We start from the raw sequence: 20427 nt of genomic DNA on the forward strand, positions 1-20427 counted from the left end.
AGATAAAATCGGCCGTTTAAAAATCGTTACTGGTACATTTGTTGTTATGGCAGCTTCAGTCTTGGTTTTAAGTTTCGTAGATTTAAATTATGGTATCTACTTCGTATGTGTAGCAAGTGTAGCGTTTTGCTTTGGTGGAAATATCACTATTTTCCCAGCTATCGTTGGTGATTTCTACGGTATGAAAAACCATAGTAAGAACTACGGAATTGTGTATCAAGGATTTGGATTTGGAGCGCTCGCTGGTTCCTTTATCGGTGCAGTTCTAGGTGGATTCAAACCAACTTTCATGGTGATCGGCGTATTATGTGTCGTATCATTTATTATCGCACTTTTAATCCAAGTGCCTAAGCAGAAAAAAGAAAAAGAAGAAGAGTATCGCAGTGTAGCGTAAGTATATAAATCTTCTTTAACACTATGTTTACTAAAAAGCACCCTATTTAATAGGGTGCTTTTTTATGAATTACAACATGTGGAATTTTCTAGAGGCAAAAAAATGAGTAAAGTATCCGTTTGGATTATATTGGAATATCATAAATTGATATATTATATTCGAAATACTTATTAAATCTTAAATTATAAACACGACATGCATCGGTAATTGCAAGATATACTTTATCGATATTTTCAGAAAAATGTTGAGAAAAAATATACTTGAGTTTTTGGTAAGGCTTTGTAAATGAAGGTATCTACAGTTTATCTTCTTCAATTTTAAAATGAGGAGTATGAATTAAATTTTTTAATGTAAGTACTTATTAAGGCTTTTAGATGTAATTGTATTGAGAAGTACTAAAATGTTTTATCTGAAAAATAAAAATAGGTTGACAAGTTTATTGAGAAAGATTATCATTTCGATGTAAGAATATTAAATGAAAAACATTATCAATGAATAATATTTTGATGAAAAGTACACTTGACCAATTAGTTTAGTAAGTGTATTATTTTTTACATTGATAGTGATAATCGTTATCATTATCACTATTTGTTTAATTAGATCAATTTTCAAATGAAAGGATAGAGGAAATGAACTTAGGGGAATTTGATGGAAAAACGGTTTTAGTAACAGGTGCAGCTCAAGGTATAGGCAGTGTTGTTGCCAAAATGTTTTTAGAAAGAGGAGCTACAGTTATTGCGGTTGATCAAAATGAAGAGGGGTTAAACGTACTCTTAAATGAAAATGAATTAAATGAAACACGTATGAAAACATTTCATTTAGATGTGAGTGATAGTACCGCTGTTGAAGATATGGTAAACGGTATTGAAAATGATATAGCACCAATAGATATATTAATAAATGTTGCAGGGGTATTACGTATGGGACCAATTCACTCTTTAAGTGATGAAGATTGGAATAAAACCTTCTCTGTAAATTCTACAGGAGTTTTCTATATGTGCCGAGCAGTAAGTAAACATATGATGCAAAGACGGTCAGGGGCAATTGTTACAGTTGGTTCAAATGCGGCAAATACTCCGAGAATGGAAATGGCTGCGTACGCTGCATCAAAAGCTGCAACGACAATGTTTATGAAGTGTTTAGGATTAGAGCTTGCAGCATACAATATTCGCTGCAACTTAGTTTCTCCTGGTTCTACTGAAACTGAAATGCAAAGATTACTATGGGCTGATGAGAATGGAGCTGAAAATATAATTGCTGGTTCGCAAAATACATATAGACTCGGTATTCCGTTACAAAAAATTGCACAACCTTCAGAAATTGCTGAAGCAGTATTGTTTTTAGCTTCTGATAAAGCGAATCATATTACAATGCACAATTTATGTGTCGATGGCGGAGCTACATTAGGAGTTTAATAAAAAATTCAGGAGGTTTTAATACTATGAATGAACTTATAGCCGTAAAGGAACTGTCAGAAAAATTATTAGAAGATTATAAAACTGAATCTTCGTTCTTTTTCGCTTCACCAACTCGAACGATATTGACAGAAGGAGAGTTTACTACAGTAAAACATCATGAAATTGAAAGTTTTCCAGAACTTGTACAAGCGGTATTAAGTAATGCAAAACAAGCCGGAAATCCGAATCCTATCGTTGTTGGTGCTTTGCCTTTTGATCGTAGAAAAGAAGTTCAACTTATCGTACCAGAACATAGTAGAATTACTGAGCGTTTACAGTTAGAGACAACAAATGAGATAAAACGAAATGAGAAACTGACATTTGAAATGACACCGGTTCCAGCTCCTGAAGTTTATATGGATGGTGTGAAGCAAGGAATAGCAAAAATTCAGGACGGAGATTTAAGGAAAATCGTTCTATCCAGATCATTGGATGTTAAGTCTTCCGAGAAAATTGATCAACAAAAACTACTCCGTGAATTAGCGGAACATAATAAGCACGGCTACACATTTGCTGTTAATTTGCCGAAAGATGAAAACGAGTACAGTAAGACGTTAATTGGAGCAAGTCCTGAATTACTTGTTTCACGTCATGGTATGCAAGTAATTTCTAATCCGTTGGCTGGCTCAAGACCACGAAGTGAGGATCCAGTAGAAGATAAAAGAAGGGCAGAAGAATTACTTTCTTCTCCAAAAGATTTACATGAACATGCGGTAGTAGTTGAATCGGTTGCCGCTGCGCTTCGCCCTTACTGTCATATATTACATGTTCCAGAAAAACCCTCAGTTATTCATAGTGAAGCAATGTGGCATTTGTCTACGGAAGTGAAAGGTGAACTAAAGGACCCAAATACGTCTTCTTTAGAATTAGCAATTGCCCTTCATCCAACGCCAGCAGTTTGCGGAACTCCAATGGAAGAAGCGAGAGAGGCTATTCAAAAAATTGAGCCATTTGACCGTGAATTCTTTACAGGAATGTTAGGGTGGAGCGATTTAAATGGAGATGGCGAATGGATTGTTACAATTCGTTGTGCTGAAGTGCAAGAGAATACACTTCGCTTATATGCAGGTGCTGGAGTTGTTGCTGAATCAAAGCCAGAAGATGAGTTAGCAGAAACATCAGCTAAGTTCCAAACAATGTTGAAGGCTTTAGGGTTAAGAGATAATTCGCTGAATGAAAAATAGGGGGAAGAAAGAATGTTAATAGGTTATACGGAATGGCCAAAAGAATTTGCCAATCGCTATCGAGAAGAAGGGTGTTGGCTTGGAGAAACATTTGGTTCGATGTTAAAAGAGCGCGCTGAAAAATATGGGGATCAAATTGCGGTTGTAAGTAGTAATACGCATATAACGTATAGTGAACTTGATAAAAAGGTAGATCGCTTAGCTTCAGGTTTACTGAATTTAGGAATAAAGAAAGAAGACCGAGTTGTAATCCAGTTACCTAATATTATAGAGTTTTTCGAAATATGCTTTGCGCTATTTCGCATTGGAGCACTCCCTGTTTTTGCACTACCTTCTCATCGCAGTAGTGAAATTAGTTATTTTTGCGAGTTTGGTGAAGCGAGTGCTTACGTTATTTCAGATAAGGCTCTCGGCTTTGATTATCGAAAACTAGCAAGAGAAGTGAAAGAGAAAGTTCCCGCTTTACAACATGTAATCGTAGTGGGGGAAGAAGAAGAATTCGTGAACATAACTGATCTTTATATGGATCCGATTCCGTTACCAGAAGTTCAGCCAAGTGATGTTGCGTTTCTCCAATTATCAGGAGGGACGACAGGACTTTCTAAATTAATTCCTAGAACACATGATGACTATATTTATAGTTTACGTGTTAGCGCTGACATTTGTAATTTAAATGCAGAAAGTGTCTATATGGCAGTTCTTCCAGTAGCACACAATTACCCGATGAGTTCTCCAGGGACATTTGGAACTTTCTATGCGGGTGGAAAAGTAGTATTGGCAACTGGAGGTAGTCCAGATGAGGCATTTGCTCTTATAGAAAAAGAAAAAGTTACGATTACAGCGCTCGTTCCACCATTAGCAATGATTTGGCTTGATGCGGTATCTTCCCGTAATAACGATTTATCAAGCCTGCAAGTTATTCAAGTAGGCGGTGCGAAATTTAGTGCCGAAGTTGCGAAGCGTATACGCCCTACATTCGGATGTACGTTACAGCAAGTGTTCGGTATGGCGGAAGGGTTAGTAAATTACACAAGACTAGATGATCCAGAAGAAATCATTATTCATACACAAGGTAGACCGATGTCTACATTTGATGAAGTTCGAGTTGTTGATGAACATGATAATGATGTTAAGCCTGGTGAAGTAGGTAGTTTATTAACAAGAGGGCCATATACAATTCGTGGCTATTATAAAGCGGAAGAGCATAATGCACGATCATTTACAGAAGATGGTTTTTATCGCACAGGTGATCTTGTAAAAGTAAATGAACAAGGTTACATCATTGTAGAAGGAAGAGATAAAGATCAAATTAACCGTGGTGGTGAGAAGGTTGCTGCGGAAGAAGTTGAAAATCATCTATTAGCACATGATGCAGTACATGATGTAGCAATTGTATCTATGCCTGACGATTATTTAGGAGAACGCACTTGCGCTTTTGTTATCGCTCGTGGACAAGTCCTAACTGCAAACGAATTAAAAATGTTCTTAAGAGAACGTGGTATAGCAGCTTATAAGATTCCAGATCGAATTGAATTTATTGAATCATTCCCACAAACAGGTGTTGGAAAAGTAAGCAAAAAAGAATTACGTAAAGTCATTGCTGAAAAACTTATTACAGTAAAACAATAATAAAAATCGGAAGGAAGTGATTAGATGGCTATCCCATCTATTTCAGTATATAAAATGCCAATTGAATCAGAACTACCAAAAAATAAAGTGAATTGGACGCCAGATCCGAAACGTGCGGTTCTTCTAATCCATGACATGCAAGAATATTTTCTTGATGCATATAGCGATAAAGAATCGCCAAAAGTAGAACTAATTTCAAATATTAAGGTGATAAGAGAAAGATGCAAGGAACTTGGTATACCAGTTGTTTATACAGCACAACCTGGTGGACAAACGTTAGAACAACGAGGGTTATTACAAGACTTTTGGGGTGACGGTATTCCTGCTGGACCAGATAAAAAGAAAATTGTCGATGAGCTTACTCCAGATGAGGATGATATATTCCTAACCAAATGGAGATATAGTGCATTTAAAAAGACGAATCTATTAGAAATTTTAAATGAGCAGGGAAGAGATCAACTTATTATTTGCGGTATTTATGCGCATATTGGCTGCCTTTTAACAGCTTGTGAAGCATTTATGGATGGTATAGAGCCATTTTTTGTAGCAGATGCAGTTGCTGATTTTTCACTAGAGCATCATAAACAAGCATTGGAGTATGCATCTAATAGATGTGCAGTAACGACGTCAACAAACTTACTATTAAAAGATTTACAAAGTGTAAAAAGCGATGACAGTGAAGGAATCACTTTACAGGAAGTACATGAACTAGTTGCACAACTACTCCGTGAGCCAGTAGAGAGTATTGAAGTTGATGAAGACTTATTAAATAGAGGACTTGATTCGGTCAGAATTATGAGTTTAGTAGAGAAGTGGCGCCGCGAAGGGAAAGAAATCACTTTTGCAGATTTAGCAGAACGTCCAACTGTTGATGATTGGTACCGTTTACTATCTTCACAAGCAGCACAAGTGCTGTAACAAATAGACTACATAATAAAGGGGTAGTAAAGAATGCCTAATAGTCAAAAGATTCGTCATTCGTTATCATCTGCGCAGTCTGGTATGTGGTTTGCGCAACAATTAGATCCGCTTAATCCGATTTATAATACTGGGGAATATATAGAAATAAACGGAAATATTAATCATGAAATTTTCGAGTTAGCTGTACGTAAAGTGGTAAAAGAAGCAGAAGCACTTCATGTTCATTTCGAAGAGGATGAAATTGGCCCATGGCAAGTTATTGAGGAATCGTCAACGTTTCATATGCATTTTATTGACGTTCGTAAAGAAGAAAATCCTGAAGAAGCTGCTAAAGTATGGATGAAAAATGATTTATCTGTACCGATAGATTTAAAAGAAGATAAATTATTTACTGAAGCACTTATTCAAGTTGAAAATAATCGTTTCTTTTGGTATCAGCGCATCCATCACATTGTGATGGATGGCTATGGATTTTCACTTCTTAGCCAAAAGGTAGCGAATGAGTATACATCACTTATAGAAGAAACAAATAAGAATGAAAAGCCATTTGGTTCTCTTGCAAAAATTGTACAAGAAGATAATGAGTATCGTGAATCTAAACAATTTCAGGAAGATCGTACTTTTTGGCTAGAAAAGTTTGCAGATGAACCGGAAGTTATAAGTTTAGCAGAACGAGCGCCGAGAACATCAAATGGATTTTTACGAGAAACTGCTTATTTATCAAATGCTAGTACGAAAACTTTACTAGAAGATATTAATATTTCGTTAACGAGTTGGCCCGAATTTGTTGTAGCTGTAACAAGTATTTATATGCATAAAGTAACAGGTGCAAATGATATTGTTTTAGGTTTACCGATGATGGGGCGTCTTGGTTCTGTATCTATTCATACACCAAGCATGGTAATGAATTTAGTTCCACTTCGTCTCACTGTAACTCCAAATATAACTCTTGCGGAATTAATACAGCAAGTTTCTAAAGAAATTCGAGACGTACGTCGTCATCATAAATACCGTCATGAGGAATTAAGAAGAGACTTAAAGCTACTAGGTGAAAATCAAAGGTTGTTTGGGCCGTTAGTGAATGTTATGCCTTTTGATTATGGGCTTAATTTTGCTGGAAATCGTGGCATTACACATAATTTATCAGCAGGACCTGTCGATGATTTATCGATAAATGTATATAAGCGCTTCGATGAAAATGAGCTAATGATTCATTTTGATGCGAATCCGGAAGTATATAGCGATACGGAACTAGCATTGCATAAAGAAAGATTTATGAATCTATTAGAATTATTGATAAATAATGATCGCAAAGACGAGCCGATTGGAAAAATAAACATTACTCTTCCTGAAGAAAATCATAAAGTTTTATTGGAATGGAATGAAACTAAGAGAGCTGAAGAGCTAATTAATCTACCTATATTATTTGAAAAACAAGTACAAAAAAATCCAAATAATATAGCAATTACTTGTAACGGGATAAAACTTACGTATAAAGAGCTAAATGAACGAGCAAATGAACTTGCAAACTATTTAGTAGAAGAAGGAATACAAGTAAATCAATTTGTAGCCTTAGTATTTCCAAGATCAATAGAAATGGTAGTTAGTATGTTAGCAGTTCTAAAGGCAGGTGCAGCATATTTACCAATAGATCCAGAATACCCAGCCGAGCGAATTAATTATATAGTAAATGATGCAAATCCGGTTTGTATCATAACACATGCATCTGTTTCATCTACTTTAGTTATAGAAAATGATATTAAAAAAATCATATTAGATAGCGAAGAAACTAAAATAGCGTTAAAAACATATTCTCATATGAATATATCATTTAAAAATAATGAATCACTTTTAAATCCAGCGTATACAATTTACACTTCAGGATCAACAGGAAATCCAAAAGGTGTAATTGTTTCTATGAAAGGTTTAAGTAACTTCTTATTGGCTATGCAACATACGTTTTCATTAAATGAAAACGATCATTTATTAGCGGTTACAACGTTTGCGTTTGATATTTCTGCTCTAGAAATATATTTACCTCTTATTAGTGGTGCAAGTATAACAATTGCTCAAAAAGAAGTAATCCAAGAGCCTTCTGCATTAACGACACTTTTACAAGAAGAAAGAGTGACAATTATGCAAGCTACACCGACGCTCTGGCAGGCGTTAGTAACTGAATATCCAGAGCGGCTACAAGAGCTAAACGTACTCGTTGGTGGTGAAGCTCTACCAGCACATTTAGCAAATAAATTAAAAGAATTAGGTTGCTCTATAAGTAACTTATATGGACCAACTGAAACGACAATTTGGTCTACTTACATGAACATTGATGAAAGTGAAAGTGGTATACCTCCTATTGGAAAGCCAATTTGGAATACAGAAGTATATGTATTGGATGCAGGGTTACAACCAGTTCCACCTGGAGTTATAGGTGAATTATATATTGCTGGGGAAGGGCTTGCGAACGGATATTTAGGAAAACCTGAGTTAACAGCTGAACGGTTTGTTGCAAATCCTTATGGGAAAGCTGGAGCACGTATGTATCGCACAGGTGATCTTGTGAAATGGCGTAACGATGGTGTGTTAGAGTACATTAGTCGCGCAGATCATCAAATTAAAATTCGCGGTTTCCGAATTGAATTAGCTGAAATTGAAACGGTATTACAACGACATGAAAATATTCAACAAGCGGTAGTAATGGTACGAGAAGATCGCCCAAATGATAAACGAATCATTGCGTATATCGTTGCCGAAGAGAAGGAACCAATTAATCTTTCAGAAATTCGTTCTTATGTTTCAGAAAGTTTAGCGAATTATATGGTACCATCGGCATTTGTTGTGCTAGAAGAATTACCATTAACGCCAAATGGTAAGGTTGATAGAAAGAAATTACCTGCTCCTGATTTTAATGGAATGAACAATGAGAGAGTTGCTAGAAATCCGAAAGAAGAAATATTATGTGATTTATTTGCTGAGGTACTTGGTGTTTCACGAATTAGTATAGATGATAATTTCTTTGAAATGGGTGGCCATTCGCTTCTTGCATCTCGTTTAATGGCAAGAATTCGTGAAACGTTAAGTGTAGAATTAGGAATCGGAAAGCTATTTGAATTACCAACTGTTGCTGAATTAGCGAAACAATTGGATCATGCAAAAAGCGCAAGACCAGCTATTAAGAAAGTAAGTAGGCCAAATGAAGTTCCACTTTCATTTGCACAGCGCAGGTTATGGTTCTTAAATTGTTTAGAAGGTCCAAGCCCTACTTATAATATTCCGTTAGTCATTCGTATGTCTGGAAAATTGAATGAGGAAGCACTGCAAGGTGCCTTTTATGATGTAGTGAAGAAACATGAAACACTTAGAACAATTTTCCCTAATGTATTAGGTAGTTCATATCAGGAAATTTTAAATATGGAAGACTTAAATCTAGAAATGATTATAACAAAAACATGTAAAGATGAATTAGAAAGTGTACTTTCAGAGGCGGTAAAATATAGCTTTAACCTTGATGTTGAGCCAGCAGTTCGTTTACAACTTTTTAAAGCGAGTGAAAATGAGCATGTATTACTAATTCTTTTACATCATATTGTAGGAGATGGCTGGTCATTACAACCGTTAACGAGAGACTTTACAGCGGCTTATAAAGCACGATGTCAAGGTGATAGTGTTCAACTAGAAACCCTTCCAGTTCAATACGCAGATTATTCACTATGGCAACAACAGCTATTAGGTGATGAAACAAAACCAGACAGTATTATTTCAACACAATTAGATTTTTGGAAAGAAGAGTTAAAAGGTTTACCAGATCAAATGGAGTTACCTACAGATTACCAGCGCCCAATTGAAACTAGTTATCGCGGGGAAACAATTCATTTTCATTTAGATGAAGGTATGCATAGTAGGTTAGTGGAGCTCGCTCGTAAAAATGGAGTTAGTTTGTTTATGGTGTTGCAAGCAGGACTAAGTGCCTTATTTACAAGATTAGGTGCTGGAACTGATATACCATTAGGTAGTCCGATTGCTGGAAGAAATGACGATGTACTCACGGATATAGTTGGTTTATTTGTAAATACATTAGTGTTACGCACAAATACATCAGGAGATCCAAGTTTTAAAGAATTATTAAATAGAGTGAAACAGGTAAACCTTGCAGCTTATGAAAATCAAGATGTTCCATTTGAACGACTTGTTGAAGTGTTAAACCCAGTACGAACTCGAAATAGCCATCCGCTGTTTCAAGTTATGTTAGCTTTCCAAAATACGCCAGAAGCAACGTTTAATGTACCGGATTTAGAAGCAAGCCTTGAAATTCAAAGTGTTGGTTCTGCAAAATTTGATTTAACATTTGAAATTAGCGAGAGTAACGGAGTTGATGGTACTCCAAACGGCTTACACGGATTGTTAGAGTTTAGTACCGATTTATATAAACGTGAAACGGTTCAAAAACTAATAGAACGATTCATTCTATTATTAGATGATGCAGAGAAACATCCGGATCAATCAATTGGTAGATTAGAAATATTAACTTTAGCAGAGCGAAATACAGTTTTAGAAAAGTGGAATGGTGGTTTTCAAATTGTACCTGAAATGACATTGCCACAATTATTTGAAAAGCAGGCTCATGTAAATCAAAATTCTATTGCTGTCGTCTTTGAAGATGAAAAGCTAACTTATGAAGAGTTAAATAGAAAAGCAAATAAAATAGCTCGTTTGTTAATAGCGAAAGGAATCGGTCCTGATCAACTTGTTGCTTTAGCGATGCCGAGATCTTTAAATATGGTTGTAAGCTTACTTGCTGTTCTTAAAGCTGGTGCGGGATACCTTCCGTTAGATCCGGATTATCCGTCAGATCGTATCTCATTTATGCTACACGATGCGAAACCATCATGTGTTTTAACAAATTCAGATGTGGAAATTGAATGTGATGAAGCACTAAAGATTTTAGTTGATGATGTGAACGTAATAGAAGAAATTGAGAAATATAGTGAAGACAATATAGATGAAATGGAGCGCATGAAGCCGTTATCTCCTTCACATATTGCTTACGTTATTTATACGTCAGGCTCAACAGGTAGACCGAAAGGGGTTATGATACCTCATCAAAATGTAGTAAGACTTTTAGGAGCAACTGATCATTGGTTCCAATTTGACGCAGACGATGTGTGGACGATGTTCCATTCATACGCTTTTGATTTCTCGGTTTGGGAAATTTGGGGACCTTTATTATATGGAGGGCGTTTAGTTGTAGTACCACATACTGTAAGTCGCTCGCCGAAAGAATTTTTACAACTGCTTGTTAAGGAAAAGGTGACTGTTTTAAACCAAACTCCATCAGCGTTCTATCAATTGATGCAAGCCGATCGTGAAAATGAAGAGATTGGTCAAAAATTATCTTTACGATATGTTGTTTTTGGAGGAGAAGCACTTGAACTAAGTCGATTAGAAGATTGGTATAGTCGTCATCCTCATAACTCACCGAAGCTTATTAATATGTACGGTATAACGGAGACGACGGTACATGTTAGTTATATTGAATTAGATGAGAGCATCGTCTCTTTACGAGCAAATAGTTTAATCGGGTGCAGTATACCGGATCTTAAAGTATACGTATTAGATAACTATTTACAACCGATGCCACCTGGAGTAGTTGGAGAAATGTATGTTGCAGGTGCAGGACTGGCTCGTGGATATTTAGGAAGAGCAGGATTAACTGCTGAACGTTTTATCGCAGATCCATTTGGGAAGCCAGGTACAAGAATGTATCGTACAGGGGACCTAGCGCGCTGGCGTCAAGATGGGACGTTAGATTATATAGGACGTGCAGATCATCAAATTAAAATTCGTGGATTCCGAATTGAATTAGGGGAAATAGAAGCGGTAATAATGAAATATCCTAAAGTTGAACAAGTAGCTGTTATTGTACGGGAAGATCAACCAGGGGATAAACGATTAGTTTCTTATATCGTCGCATCAAATAATGAAACGATTGATACGAATGAAATGCGTCAGCATGCAGGAGGTAGTTTACCAGATTACATGGTTCCGTACGCTTTTGTAGTAGTAAATGAGTTACCTTTAACTCCAAACGGTAAATTAGATAGAAAGGCATTGCCAGCTCCAGAATTTATTGCATCATCTCCTAGCCGCGGACCGAGAACACCGCAAGAAGAAATGTTATGCGACTTGTTTACAGAAGTTTTAAGTGTGTCTCAAATTGGAATTGATGACGGATTCTTTGATCTTGGTGGTCATTCACTTCTTGCAGTGCATCTGATGAGCCGTATTAAAGAGGCACTTGGGGTTGAACTGAATATCGGAACTTTATTTGCAGCACCTACTGTTGCAGGTCTTGCTGAAAGACTTGAAATGGGGAATGGTCAAAGTGCACTGGATGTGTTGCTTCCATTACGAGCAAGCGGAGATCAATTACCACTATTTTGTGTACATCCAGCAGGTGGATTAAGTTGGTGCTATGCAGGACTTATGAAATCTTTAGGAACAGATTATCCAATCTATGGTGTACAAGCACGTGGTATCGCTGAAAATGAAGAACTTCCAAAAAGCTTAGAGGAGATGGCGGCGGATTATTTAAAACACGTTCGTGAAATACAGCCTCACGGACCATATCGTTTACTCGGATGGTCGCTTGGAGGAAATGTTGTTCATGCTATGGCGGCGCAACTTCAAAATGAAGGGGAAGAAGTAGAATTACTCGTTATGCTGGATTCGTATCCTGGTCACTTCTTACCGAATACGGAAGCACCTACTGAAGAAGAAGCGTTAATCGCATTACTTGCTTTAGGTGGATATGATCCAGATAACATGGATGGTAAACCACTTACTATGGAAAGTGCGGTTGCAATACTTCGCAAAGATGGAAGTGCATTAGCAAGTCTTGAGGAAGAGACTATTTTAAACTTGAAAGAGACATACGTGAATTCAGTAGGGTTGTTAGGGAAATACGTGCCAAAAGTTTATAACGGGGATATTTTATTCTTTAGATCTACTGTTATACCAGACTGGTTTGACCCTATTTCTCCAAATACGTGGCTAAATTATTTAGACGGGGAAATCGTGCAGCATGACATTGATTGTAGACATAAAGATTTATGTCAGCCAGGTCCACTTACAGAAATTGGACAAGTGCTAGCGAAATATTTGCAGAATAAGAAAGGGGTAAGTAAAGTATGACGAATCCATTTGAAAATGATAATTACACATATAAAGTATTAATGAATGAGGAGGGCCAGTATTCTCTCTGGCCTGCCTTTCTCGATGTACCAATTGGATGGAATGTCGTACATGAAGAAGCTAGCAGACAAGTTTGCTTAGACTACGTTGAAGTTAACTGGAATGATTTAGAGCCAAAAAAAAATCAAATTAGCGAAAAAATATTAGTAGGAAAACAATAATGAAAGTAAAAATAAATCCAAAAGTAGTTGTAAGCATCGTTTATATAACAGCGATGTTTATGGCTGCGATGGATGCAACGATTGTGAATGTAGCACTGCAAACGATAAGTAAAGAACTACAAGTACCCCCATCTGCAATGGGGACAGTAAATGTTGGGTATTTAGTTAGCTTAGCTGTTTTTCTTCCGATTTCTGGTTGGTTAGGCGATCGTTTTGGTACGAAAAAAGTATTTTTAACTGCCCTTTTCGTTTTTACAATTGCATCTGCATTATGTGGAATTGCGAATGATATTACTTCATTAAACATTTTTCGTATCATTCAAGGTGCTGGTGGCGGGCTTTTAACACCAGTCGGGATGGCGATGTTATTCCGAACATTTTCACCAGAGGAAAGACCAAAAATTTCTCGATTTATTGTACTTCCAATTGCTGTAGCACCAGCGATCGGACCAATTATTGGTGGTTTCTTTGTAGATCAAATGTCTTGGCGCTGGGCATTTTATATTAATCTGCCGTTTGGTATCATTGCGTTGCTATTTGGACTTCTATTTTTAGCAGAGCATATTGAAAAATCAGCTGGTCGTTTTGATTCTCTCGGTTTTGTTCTTTCAGCACCAGGTTTTGCGATGCTCATCTATGCACTCAGTCAAGGCCCGTCAAAAGGTTGGGTTTCTCCAGAAATAATTAGTATTGGGATAGCTGGGATTGTATTACTTACATTGTTTATTATTGTAGAACTTAAAGTAAAGCAACCGATGTTAGATTTACGCTTATTAAAAGAACCGGTCTTTAGAAAAATGAGTCTTATTTCGTTGTTTTCATCAGCTGGTTTACTAGGAATGTTATTTATTTTTCCGCTTATGTATCAAAATGTAATAGGAGTTTCCGCGCTGGAATCGGGTCTTACTACATTCCCAGAGGCGATTGGATTAATGATTTCTTCGCAGATTGTACCATGGTCATATAAGAAATTAGGAGCTCGAAAGGTAATCTCTATTGGATTAGTAAGTACGGCGGTTATCTTTATTTTATTAAGTTTTGTAAATCATGATACGAATCCATGGCAAATTCGGGCACTATTGTTTGGCATTGGTATTTTCTTAGGTCAATCTGTCGGTGCGGTTCAATTTTCTGCTTTTAACAATATTGCACCACCTTCTATGGGGAGAGCAACTACTATATTCAATGTGCAAAACCGATTAGGATCTGCAATAGGAGTTGCTGTTTTAGCTAGTATACTATCTGGTTTTGGAAGTAATAGCGTACAGAATAATGCACAGTCAGATTTCTTACCATATCAAGCAGCATTAATTGGATCAGCAATATTTTTACTCATAGCATTACTATTTTCTTTACGTATTTCTGATAAAGAGGTAATGTCAAAGAAGAATAAAAGGCCGTTATCTGTATTACAAAAAGAGAAAGAAGTTGTAAATGAATGAGTTGCAGCATGCTAATACTCTTTTAAAATAAAGTGATATTGGCATTTAAAAGGAGAGAGTTTACATGATAGAGAGTAAAGTTGTAGATTCTGTACCAACTCTTAATGAGAATAGTTGTCAAATATGGTGGGCAAGAATTTCAGATTTACAATCATGGCATTACAATTTACTAAATGATGTAGAGCGAGAGAAAGCAAATTCATATCATCATTCGGCAGACCGTGCGCGTTTTATAATAGGTTGCGTAATTAGTAGATTAGTACTTGGAAAGGTACTTTCTATGTCGCCAGTTCAAGTACCGATTGATCGAATGTGCCTAGTATGTAAGTTACAACACGGTAGACCTCAATTACCAGAAGGTATGCCGCAAATATCCGTTTCCCATTCGGGTGAGTGGGTTGTCGTGGCATTTACAGAATCTGCACCTGTTGGTGTTGATGTTGAACAAATGAATCCAAATATAGATGTTATGAAAATGGCAGAGGGCGTATTAACAGACATTGAAATAGCACAAGTTATGAAATTACCTGATGAGCAGCGACTAGAAGGATTTTTAACATATTGGACTCGAAAAGAAGCAGTGCTGAAAGCGACAGGTGAAGGACTATTGATCCCACCAGTAGAAATTACAGTATCAGCTCCAAATGACCCTCCAAAATTGTTGATTTTTAAAGATAGACAAGAGTTAGCAGAAAATACAATGATGGAAGATGTAAGGCCAAGTGTGGGTTATATGGCTGCAATTGCAATATTTAGTAAAGAAGTAACTGAAATTACGCAGTTAGACGCGGGATTGCTATTAAATCATCGTTAATTTTTAATAAAAATTCTTATAGAAGAGGTGTTCCTCATGTTAGTAGCGGAAAATAGAAAAACTGAATTAACTTATAATGTACAGGCAATTAAAGATATGTTGTTTTCTAAAAATACGTCATCTATTCTAGCTTTAGAAAAACTTGTAAAAGATACAGTTCAGTTTGATGTACTTGAACAGGAAGCGCTTGATAGACAATACATTCCGAAAGAAGCAAAGAATTTCTTTGATAATAATGGAACATTTCTTTACCGCGTATCCAATGTTAGTTATAAAGGTAAGGTATTATCTGAAAATCTAATTTTTGCGGACACTTCGTTTTTACCGGATACAATAAAGAGTGAATTAGAGAGTGGAAATATTCCTGTTGAAAACCTTATAGAAAAGATGGAAGTAAGAAGAAACGTATTATATGAAGGATATCAGCCATCTGGAAATATTATCGAATTGTTTGATGGATGTTCTGTTATGGCGAATGTTTATCCAACTAGAAAATATCAAATTGTAAGTAACTGCAAATGTGTATTTTATATTTGTGAAGTGTATCATGCAGAGAATATAAAGGAACTGCTTAAATAAACAATAAACAAGAAACCAGCCTATAAAATGGCTGGTTTCTTGTTTATTTTACAGCTTCTTTTAATTCTTTTCCTGCTTTAAATGCTGGAACTTTACCAGCAGCAATCTGAATTTCTTCTCCAGTTTGCGGATTACGCCCTGTACGAGCAGATCTTTCACGCACTTCAAAAGTTCCAAAGCCGATTAGTTGCACTTTATCGCCAGATTGTAATGCATTAGCAATTGTGTCAAATACGGATTGTACAGCTGCAGAAGCATCCTTTTGAGAAATATCAGCTGATTGTGCTACATTTTTAACTAATTCTGTTTTGTTCATGTTTTCACCTCATAAAAAATTTTTTAGAATGAATGTTTTAGTATAATGGTTAGTAAAGATAAAGCTAACTTTGTGATTAGAAAGAATGCTGTATATTTATGTTAATTTCGTTGAAAGAAACTGAATCCCTGCTAATAATTAGGGATTAATTAAGAATTGATGCATACAACAAGCTGTAATATGAGGATGAGGGGGAATATACGGATGATTTTTCGTGAAAAGAATGAGAAAGAAAGTATATTAATTCGTCAACATGATCATGGTTTTTTAGCTGGTGAAATTGCAAGACATATAATAGAAGATTTTTTTGAAGATAAAATATACTTAAAAGAGACAATTGATGCTATATATGAGCATGATAGAGGATGGATAGAGCTTGATAAAGTACCAATTTTGAATGATACTAAAAATATTCCATATACATTTATGGATTGTCCAAGTTCATTACGCTTTGTTTTTTATACGATTGGTTTGAATGCAATTGAAGAGTCAAATCCATACGGGGCGCTACTTTGTAGTAAGCACTTTTTATCATTTTCATTAAATGAGGAAGATGAAGAGATGATGTCTTTTTATAAACATGAATTGGAACGACAAAAAAGAATTTTGAAAACGTTAACAAAAGAACAATATGCGATGTTTGATAAACATTATAGATTATTGAAGTTTTGTGATGAACTTTCTTTATATGTATGTATGAATAAACCTGGTGTAAAAAAGAAAGATGAAATTGATTTATTTAAAGAGGGTTTTGAAGGAACAGAAATGTTTAATAGTAAGGGTGAGAAGCCTATTCAAGCTGAATGGGTGGATGAAGAAACAATTCAAATAACATCGTTTCCATTTAAAACGGAATTTTATACATATGTAAAATATAAAACTATAAATAAACATGAAGTTAAAGAAAAAGGGATTGTAAAAGCTGATAGAGAATCGGAAATGAAGAAGAAAAACATTCGTTTCATACAATAAGGAGGCGATTTAGATTGAAAGATTACATGTTAAAACAGTTTAATTACCATGCTTGGGCTAATACACGATTATTCAACCGACTAAAAGAGTTACCAAACTATGAGACAATTTTTAATGAACAGATACAGAGTGTATTCCCATCAATTAAGGATACTTTTGTACATATTTATATTACAGATCAAGTGTGGTTACACACATTGCATGGTAAAAGTATGAGTGAAGTAATACAAGACCGAGAAAAATTACGAAAACAAATCGAAACTAAATCGTTACATGAATTAGAAAAAATGTTTGAAAATATGGTAAATCAATATAAAGAATTTTTAAGTACAATACAAGACGTAAATACTGTATTTGTTATTGAGAACCCATATGCAGGTGCATTAGACACTTCCATTTTAGAGCTAGTGCAACACGTCGTAAATCATGGTACATATCATAGAGGGAATATAACAGCAATGATCCGTCAACTTGGTTATTCATCTACAATGATGGATTTTGTACTTTATTTACATATGGTTCAGGAGGGAAAGGAATTGAAATAGAGAAAAAAGGAATGGCTTATTATAAATGAGCCATTCCTTTTTTAGTGATTAACTTGCCTGTTTTTTATTGCTTTCTTTCAATTTCTCTGCTTGTAAAAAGCGATTCGTTTCAGCGACAACAATACCACTTAATCCGATTAGACCAATTAAGTTTGGAATCGCCATAAGTCCATTTGCAATATCGGCAAATGTCCATACGACACCTAGCTTTAAATTAGCACCTATTGCAATCATAACGATAAAGATTGCTTTATAATATCGTACAGCACCTTGTCCGAATAAATAAGCTACACACTTCTCTCCGTAATACGACCAACCTAAAATAGTAGAGTAGGCGAATAATATAATGGCGATACCGAGAATCATACTACCAGCAGTACCGAATACGGATTGGAATGCTAATGTTGTAGCTTCAACACCAGTTTTACCTGATTTCCATGCGCCTGTAGTAATTAATACTAGCCCCGTAATTGTACATACAATAAATGTATCTAGAAAAGTACCAGTCATAGAAACTAAAGCTTGTTTTGCAGGTGAATCTGTTTTGGCAGCAGCCGCAGCAATAGGAGCACTTCCTAAACCAGCCTCGTTAGCAAATACACCACGTGCCATTCCGATTTGAATTGCAGATGCAACTGTTGCTCCGATAAAACCACCAGCAGCTGCAGTACCTTGAAATGCACCAGAAAAAATAAGTGAAAATGCTTCTGGAATTTGATCAAAGTGATAGAAAATAATAATAAGGCCAGCGATTATATAAAAGAATGCTTTAATAGGAACGATATATCCAGTAACTTTACCAATCTTTTTTACACCGCCCAAAATAACGATAGCGATTAAGAATGACATGAGTATACCAGTTAATGCGGGAGGGAAAGAAAAATTGATTCGCATTGCTTCTGCAACTGAATTAGATTGAACCATATTACCGATACCGAAAGAAGCAGCTGTGCCGAATATAGCGAATAAAACAGCCAGCCATTTTTTTCCTAAACCACGTTCTAAATAATACATTGGTCCACCGGAGTATTCACCATTTTCATTACTAACACGGTATTTCACCGCAAGGATTGCTTCGGCATACTTTGTTGCCATTCCAAATAAAGCAGTAATCCACATCCAAAAGATTGCGCCGGGTCCACCGATTGTCACAGCAGTTGCGACACCTGCTATATTTCCCATACCAATCGTTGCAGCCATAGCTGTCATCAGTGCTTGGAAGTGACTAATATCTCCAGAAGATGATGTATCCTCTGATTTTTTAAAAGCTAGCTTGTGAGCGTATATTAGTTTACTAAACTGTAAACCTTTTAAGCGCACTGTGAGAATGATACCAGTTCCAACGAGTAGCAACAAAGTTGGTAACCCCCACACATACTGATTAATTTGTTCTAATACTGTACTTACTGTCTCCATCTGTATTCTCCTTTTTTAGAAAAAATAAAAACCACTTCAAGGAAATGAAATGGTCTCTGGAGAAACAAGGGATAGAAAAATAAACCGATACAAATCGGCATTTTCTTTCGCTTGTCTCTGTCCTTTTACCTGAGAGATTATCCGCTAGATTAGCGGATTTGCTCCTTCGGTGCTCGTTTTCCTCCGCGCTATATGAAGCGAGAGGGAGTCTCTCCAGAGATTCGTCCCCATGCAGTTCTACTTGTAAACAAGACCTGAGAGTTTCAAAGTTGGTTCAGCAACTTTTTGCCCCGTCGGTAGATCAATAGATCTTCTCCTGAATGGTTCATCCGAATTATAAAATTAAAAACGTAAACGCATTGATTGTGTATAGAATCAATAAACACATTATAGATATACAATTAGTGAAATGCAATCATTTTTTTATTTTGAAATAGTAAATGAGTTAATAGTGAGATGTAATCCGTATAGGATTACATTCCCTTTAAATTCCGAATTATTTGAAATAAAATCAATTTGGTGGTTTGATAGATTTAGAGTAACTAAAAATGGTTATTTGTGTATGGAGTATAAAAGCAGATATAATTTGTTTACATAATTTTATTATGTAAACAAATTATTACAAGAGGAAAATGGGTCTTATCATAAGGGGGATTAGAAATGCTATTAAAAACAATATTTTGCAAGGTGGAAGAAGAGAAAAGGGAATTGTTTTCTGATGCGCAAGAAAAATGGCGTGATTTACAGTATTTAGACGGATTCTATGGACAATTTGGTGGGTGGAATGAAGATGAAGCGTGTGTGTATACTTTATGGAAAGATAGAAATGCATATCAATCATTCATGAATGACGCCCATGATACAATTTTTTTTAATAGTAATCAAGAGGGCACATATACTTCCTGCAATATTGAAATGTTTCAAACGTTGTATGATATAACAGAAATTCCTTTGAAAGACGTAATTGCACAAGGTTCATTTGTAAGAGTTGCAATTTGCGATGTGGGGGAAGGAAAAGAAAAATACTTTTTACATGCGCAAGAAACAATTTGGAATAAAGGAATGGAAAATGCAAAAGGGATATTAGGTGGAGTTGTAGGGAAATCTTTAAAGACTGAAAATCGTTACATAGTATTAACGTATTGGCAAGATGAAATAGCACATGAACGTTATATGAAAGAAATTTTTCCTGCGTTATACCAGTTAGCAAATGTAAAAGAGTATGTTGAAAATATAAATGGGAAGAGAGTTATACGGAAGGAAGAATGGTCTGTTGCAGCTTCGAAATAAAGTTAGAACTTATTAAAATAGCTGGTTTAGATAAAGTTGATACAGAACGTTTGTTC

The 20427-nt window shown here is 35.8% G+C and carries 15 protein-coding genes and 1 riboswitch; of the genes, 13 read left to right on the top strand and 2 right to left on the bottom strand.

Features of this window, described 5'->3' with window-relative positions; genetic code table 11:
- The 10 genes from JFT89_RS14185 to JFT89_RS14230 all read left to right on the top strand — a co-directional run.
- The coding region (locus JFT89_RS14185; RefSeq protein ID WP_201040257.1) for an MFS transporter at positions 1 to 394 on the top strand (394 nt) is incomplete at its 5' end.
- A 629-nt stretch (positions 395 to 1023) separates the two neighbouring features.
- Complete coding sequence (dhbA, locus tag JFT89_RS14190; RefSeq protein ID WP_201040258.1) at positions 1024 to 1809, top strand: 2,3-dihydro-2,3-dihydroxybenzoate dehydrogenase; 786 nt, start codon at positions 1024 to 1026, stop codon at positions 1807 to 1809.
- Positions 1810 to 1835: 26 nt separating this feature from the next.
- On the top strand, positions 1836 to 3035 hold the full coding sequence (dhbC, locus tag JFT89_RS14195) for an isochorismate synthase DhbC (RefSeq protein ID WP_016094091.1): 1200 nt from the start codon (positions 1836 to 1838) through the stop codon (positions 3033 to 3035).
- Positions 3036 to 3047: 12 nt separating this feature from the next.
- The gene (locus JFT89_RS14200; protein WP_016094090.1) at positions 3048 to 4664 is read left to right on the top strand and encodes a (2,3-dihydroxybenzoyl)adenylate synthase; all 1617 of its coding nucleotides are present in this window, start codon (positions 3048 to 3050) and stop codon (positions 4662 to 4664) included.
- Between the two features lie 24 nt (positions 4665 to 4688).
- A complete protein-coding gene (locus tag JFT89_RS14205; protein WP_016094089.1) occupies positions 4689 to 5582 on the top strand; it encodes an isochorismatase family protein in 894 nt (297 codons plus the stop codon).
- Positions 5583 to 5615: 33 nt separating this feature from the next.
- Positions 5616 to 12776: an amino acid adenylation domain-containing protein gene (locus JFT89_RS14210; protein ID WP_201040259.1), complete on the top strand. Its 7161-nt coding sequence runs from the start codon at positions 5616 to 5618 to the stop codon at positions 12774 to 12776.
- Positions 12773 to 12997: an MbtH family protein gene (locus tag JFT89_RS14215; RefSeq protein ID WP_002136206.1), complete on the top strand. Its 225-nt coding sequence runs from the start codon at positions 12773 to 12775 to the stop codon at positions 12995 to 12997. Before JFT89_RS14210 ends, JFT89_RS14215 begins: the two co-directional genes overlap by 4 nt.
- Positions 12997 to 14439, top strand: a complete 1443-nt coding sequence (locus JFT89_RS14220) for an MDR family MFS transporter (protein WP_201040260.1) — start codon at positions 12997 to 12999, stop codon at positions 14437 to 14439. Before JFT89_RS14215 ends, JFT89_RS14220 begins: the two co-directional genes overlap by 1 nt.
- Positions 14440 to 14503: 64 nt before the next feature.
- A complete protein-coding gene (gene sfp / locus JFT89_RS14225; protein WP_063219570.1) occupies positions 14504 to 15253 on the top strand; it encodes a 4'-phosphopantetheinyl transferase Sfp in 750 nt (249 codons plus the stop codon).
- A gap of 36 nt (positions 15254 to 15289) precedes the next feature.
- Positions 15290 to 15832 (top strand): hypothetical protein, encoded by a 543-nt coding sequence (locus tag JFT89_RS14230; RefSeq protein WP_016094085.1) that lies wholly within the window; start codon positions 15290 to 15292, stop codon positions 15830 to 15832.
- Between the two features lie 43 nt (positions 15833 to 15875).
- Here JFT89_RS14230 and JFT89_RS14235 read toward each other — a convergent pair whose 3' ends face one another.
- Positions 15876 to 16148 (bottom strand): HU family DNA-binding protein, encoded by a 273-nt coding sequence (locus JFT89_RS14235; RefSeq protein WP_002012780.1) that lies wholly within the window; start codon positions 16146 to 16148, stop codon positions 15876 to 15878.
- 204 nt (positions 16149 to 16352) lie between these two features.
- Here JFT89_RS14235 and JFT89_RS14240 point away from each other — a divergent pair, with 204 nt between their 5' ends.
- Positions 16353 to 17120, top strand: a complete 768-nt coding sequence (locus JFT89_RS14240; protein WP_201040261.1) for a DUF3891 family protein — start codon at positions 16353 to 16355, stop codon at positions 17118 to 17120.
- A gap of 14 nt (positions 17121 to 17134) precedes the next feature.
- The gene (locus JFT89_RS14245; protein WP_016094083.1) at positions 17135 to 17665 is read left to right on the top strand and encodes a DinB family protein; all 531 of its coding nucleotides are present in this window, start codon (positions 17135 to 17137) and stop codon (positions 17663 to 17665) included.
- A gap of 48 nt (positions 17666 to 17713) precedes the next feature.
- Here the strand turns inward: JFT89_RS14245 and JFT89_RS14250 are convergent, their stop codons facing one another.
- A complete protein-coding gene (locus JFT89_RS14250; protein ID WP_201040262.1) occupies positions 17714 to 19081 on the bottom strand; it encodes an alanine/glycine:cation symporter family protein in 1368 nt (455 codons plus the stop codon).
- Positions 19082 to 19188: 107 nt separating this feature from the next.
- Positions 19189 to 19308, bottom strand: a riboswitch (glycine riboswitch).
- Between the two features lie 433 nt (positions 19309 to 19741).
- Here JFT89_RS14250 and JFT89_RS14255 point away from each other — a divergent pair.
- On the top strand, positions 19742 to 20371 hold the full coding sequence (locus JFT89_RS14255) for a YdbC family protein (protein ID WP_201040263.1): 630 nt from the start codon (positions 19742 to 19744) through the stop codon (positions 20369 to 20371).
- The last annotated feature ends 56 nt before the right edge of the window (positions 20372 to 20427 follow it).

Origin of the sequence: Bacillus sp. TH25 (assembly GCF_016650935.1) — a bacterium.
GTDB lineage: Bacteria > Bacillota > Bacilli > Bacillales > Bacillaceae_G > Bacillus_A > Bacillus_A mycoides.

Excerpts from the sequence above, each read along its gene's own strand:
- dhbC (WP_016094091.1), top strand. The coding sequence starts at position 1,836 with ATGAATGAACTTATAGCCGTAAAGGAACTGTCAGAAAAATTATTAGAA.
- JFT89_RS14210 (WP_201040259.1), top strand. The coding sequence starts at position 5,616 with ATGCCTAATAGTCAAAAGATTCGTCATTCGTTATCATCTGCGCAGTCT.
- JFT89_RS14250 (WP_201040262.1), bottom strand. The coding sequence starts at position 19,081 with ATGGAGACAGTAAGTACAGTATTAGAACAAATTAATCAGTATGTGTGG.
- JFT89_RS14235 (WP_002012780.1), bottom strand. The coding sequence starts at position 16,148 with ATGAACAAAACAGAATTAGTTAAAAATGTAGCACAATCAGCTGATATT.
- dhbA (WP_201040258.1), top strand. The coding sequence starts at position 1,024 with ATGAACTTAGGGGAATTTGATGGAAAAACGGTTTTAGTAACAGGTGCA.
- JFT89_RS14230 (WP_016094085.1), top strand. The coding sequence starts at position 15,290 with ATGTTAGTAGCGGAAAATAGAAAAACTGAATTAACTTATAATGTACAG.
- sfp (WP_063219570.1), top strand. The coding sequence starts at position 14,504 with ATGATAGAGAGTAAAGTTGTAGATTCTGTACCAACTCTTAATGAGAAT.
- JFT89_RS14255 (WP_201040263.1), top strand. The coding sequence starts at position 19,742 with ATGCTATTAAAAACAATATTTTGCAAGGTGGAAGAAGAGAAAAGGGAA.
- JFT89_RS14240 (WP_201040261.1), top strand. The coding sequence starts at position 16,353 with ATGATTTTTCGTGAAAAGAATGAGAAAGAAAGTATATTAATTCGTCAA.
- JFT89_RS14205 (WP_016094089.1), top strand. The coding sequence starts at position 4,689 with ATGGCTATCCCATCTATTTCAGTATATAAAATGCCAATTGAATCAGAA.
- JFT89_RS14220 (WP_201040260.1), top strand. The coding sequence starts at position 12,997 with ATGAAAGTAAAAATAAATCCAAAAGTAGTTGTAAGCATCGTTTATATA.
- JFT89_RS14215 (WP_002136206.1), top strand. The coding sequence starts at position 12,773 with ATGACGAATCCATTTGAAAATGATAATTACACATATAAAGTATTAATG.
- JFT89_RS14200 (WP_016094090.1), top strand. The coding sequence starts at position 3,048 with ATGTTAATAGGTTATACGGAATGGCCAAAAGAATTTGCCAATCGCTAT.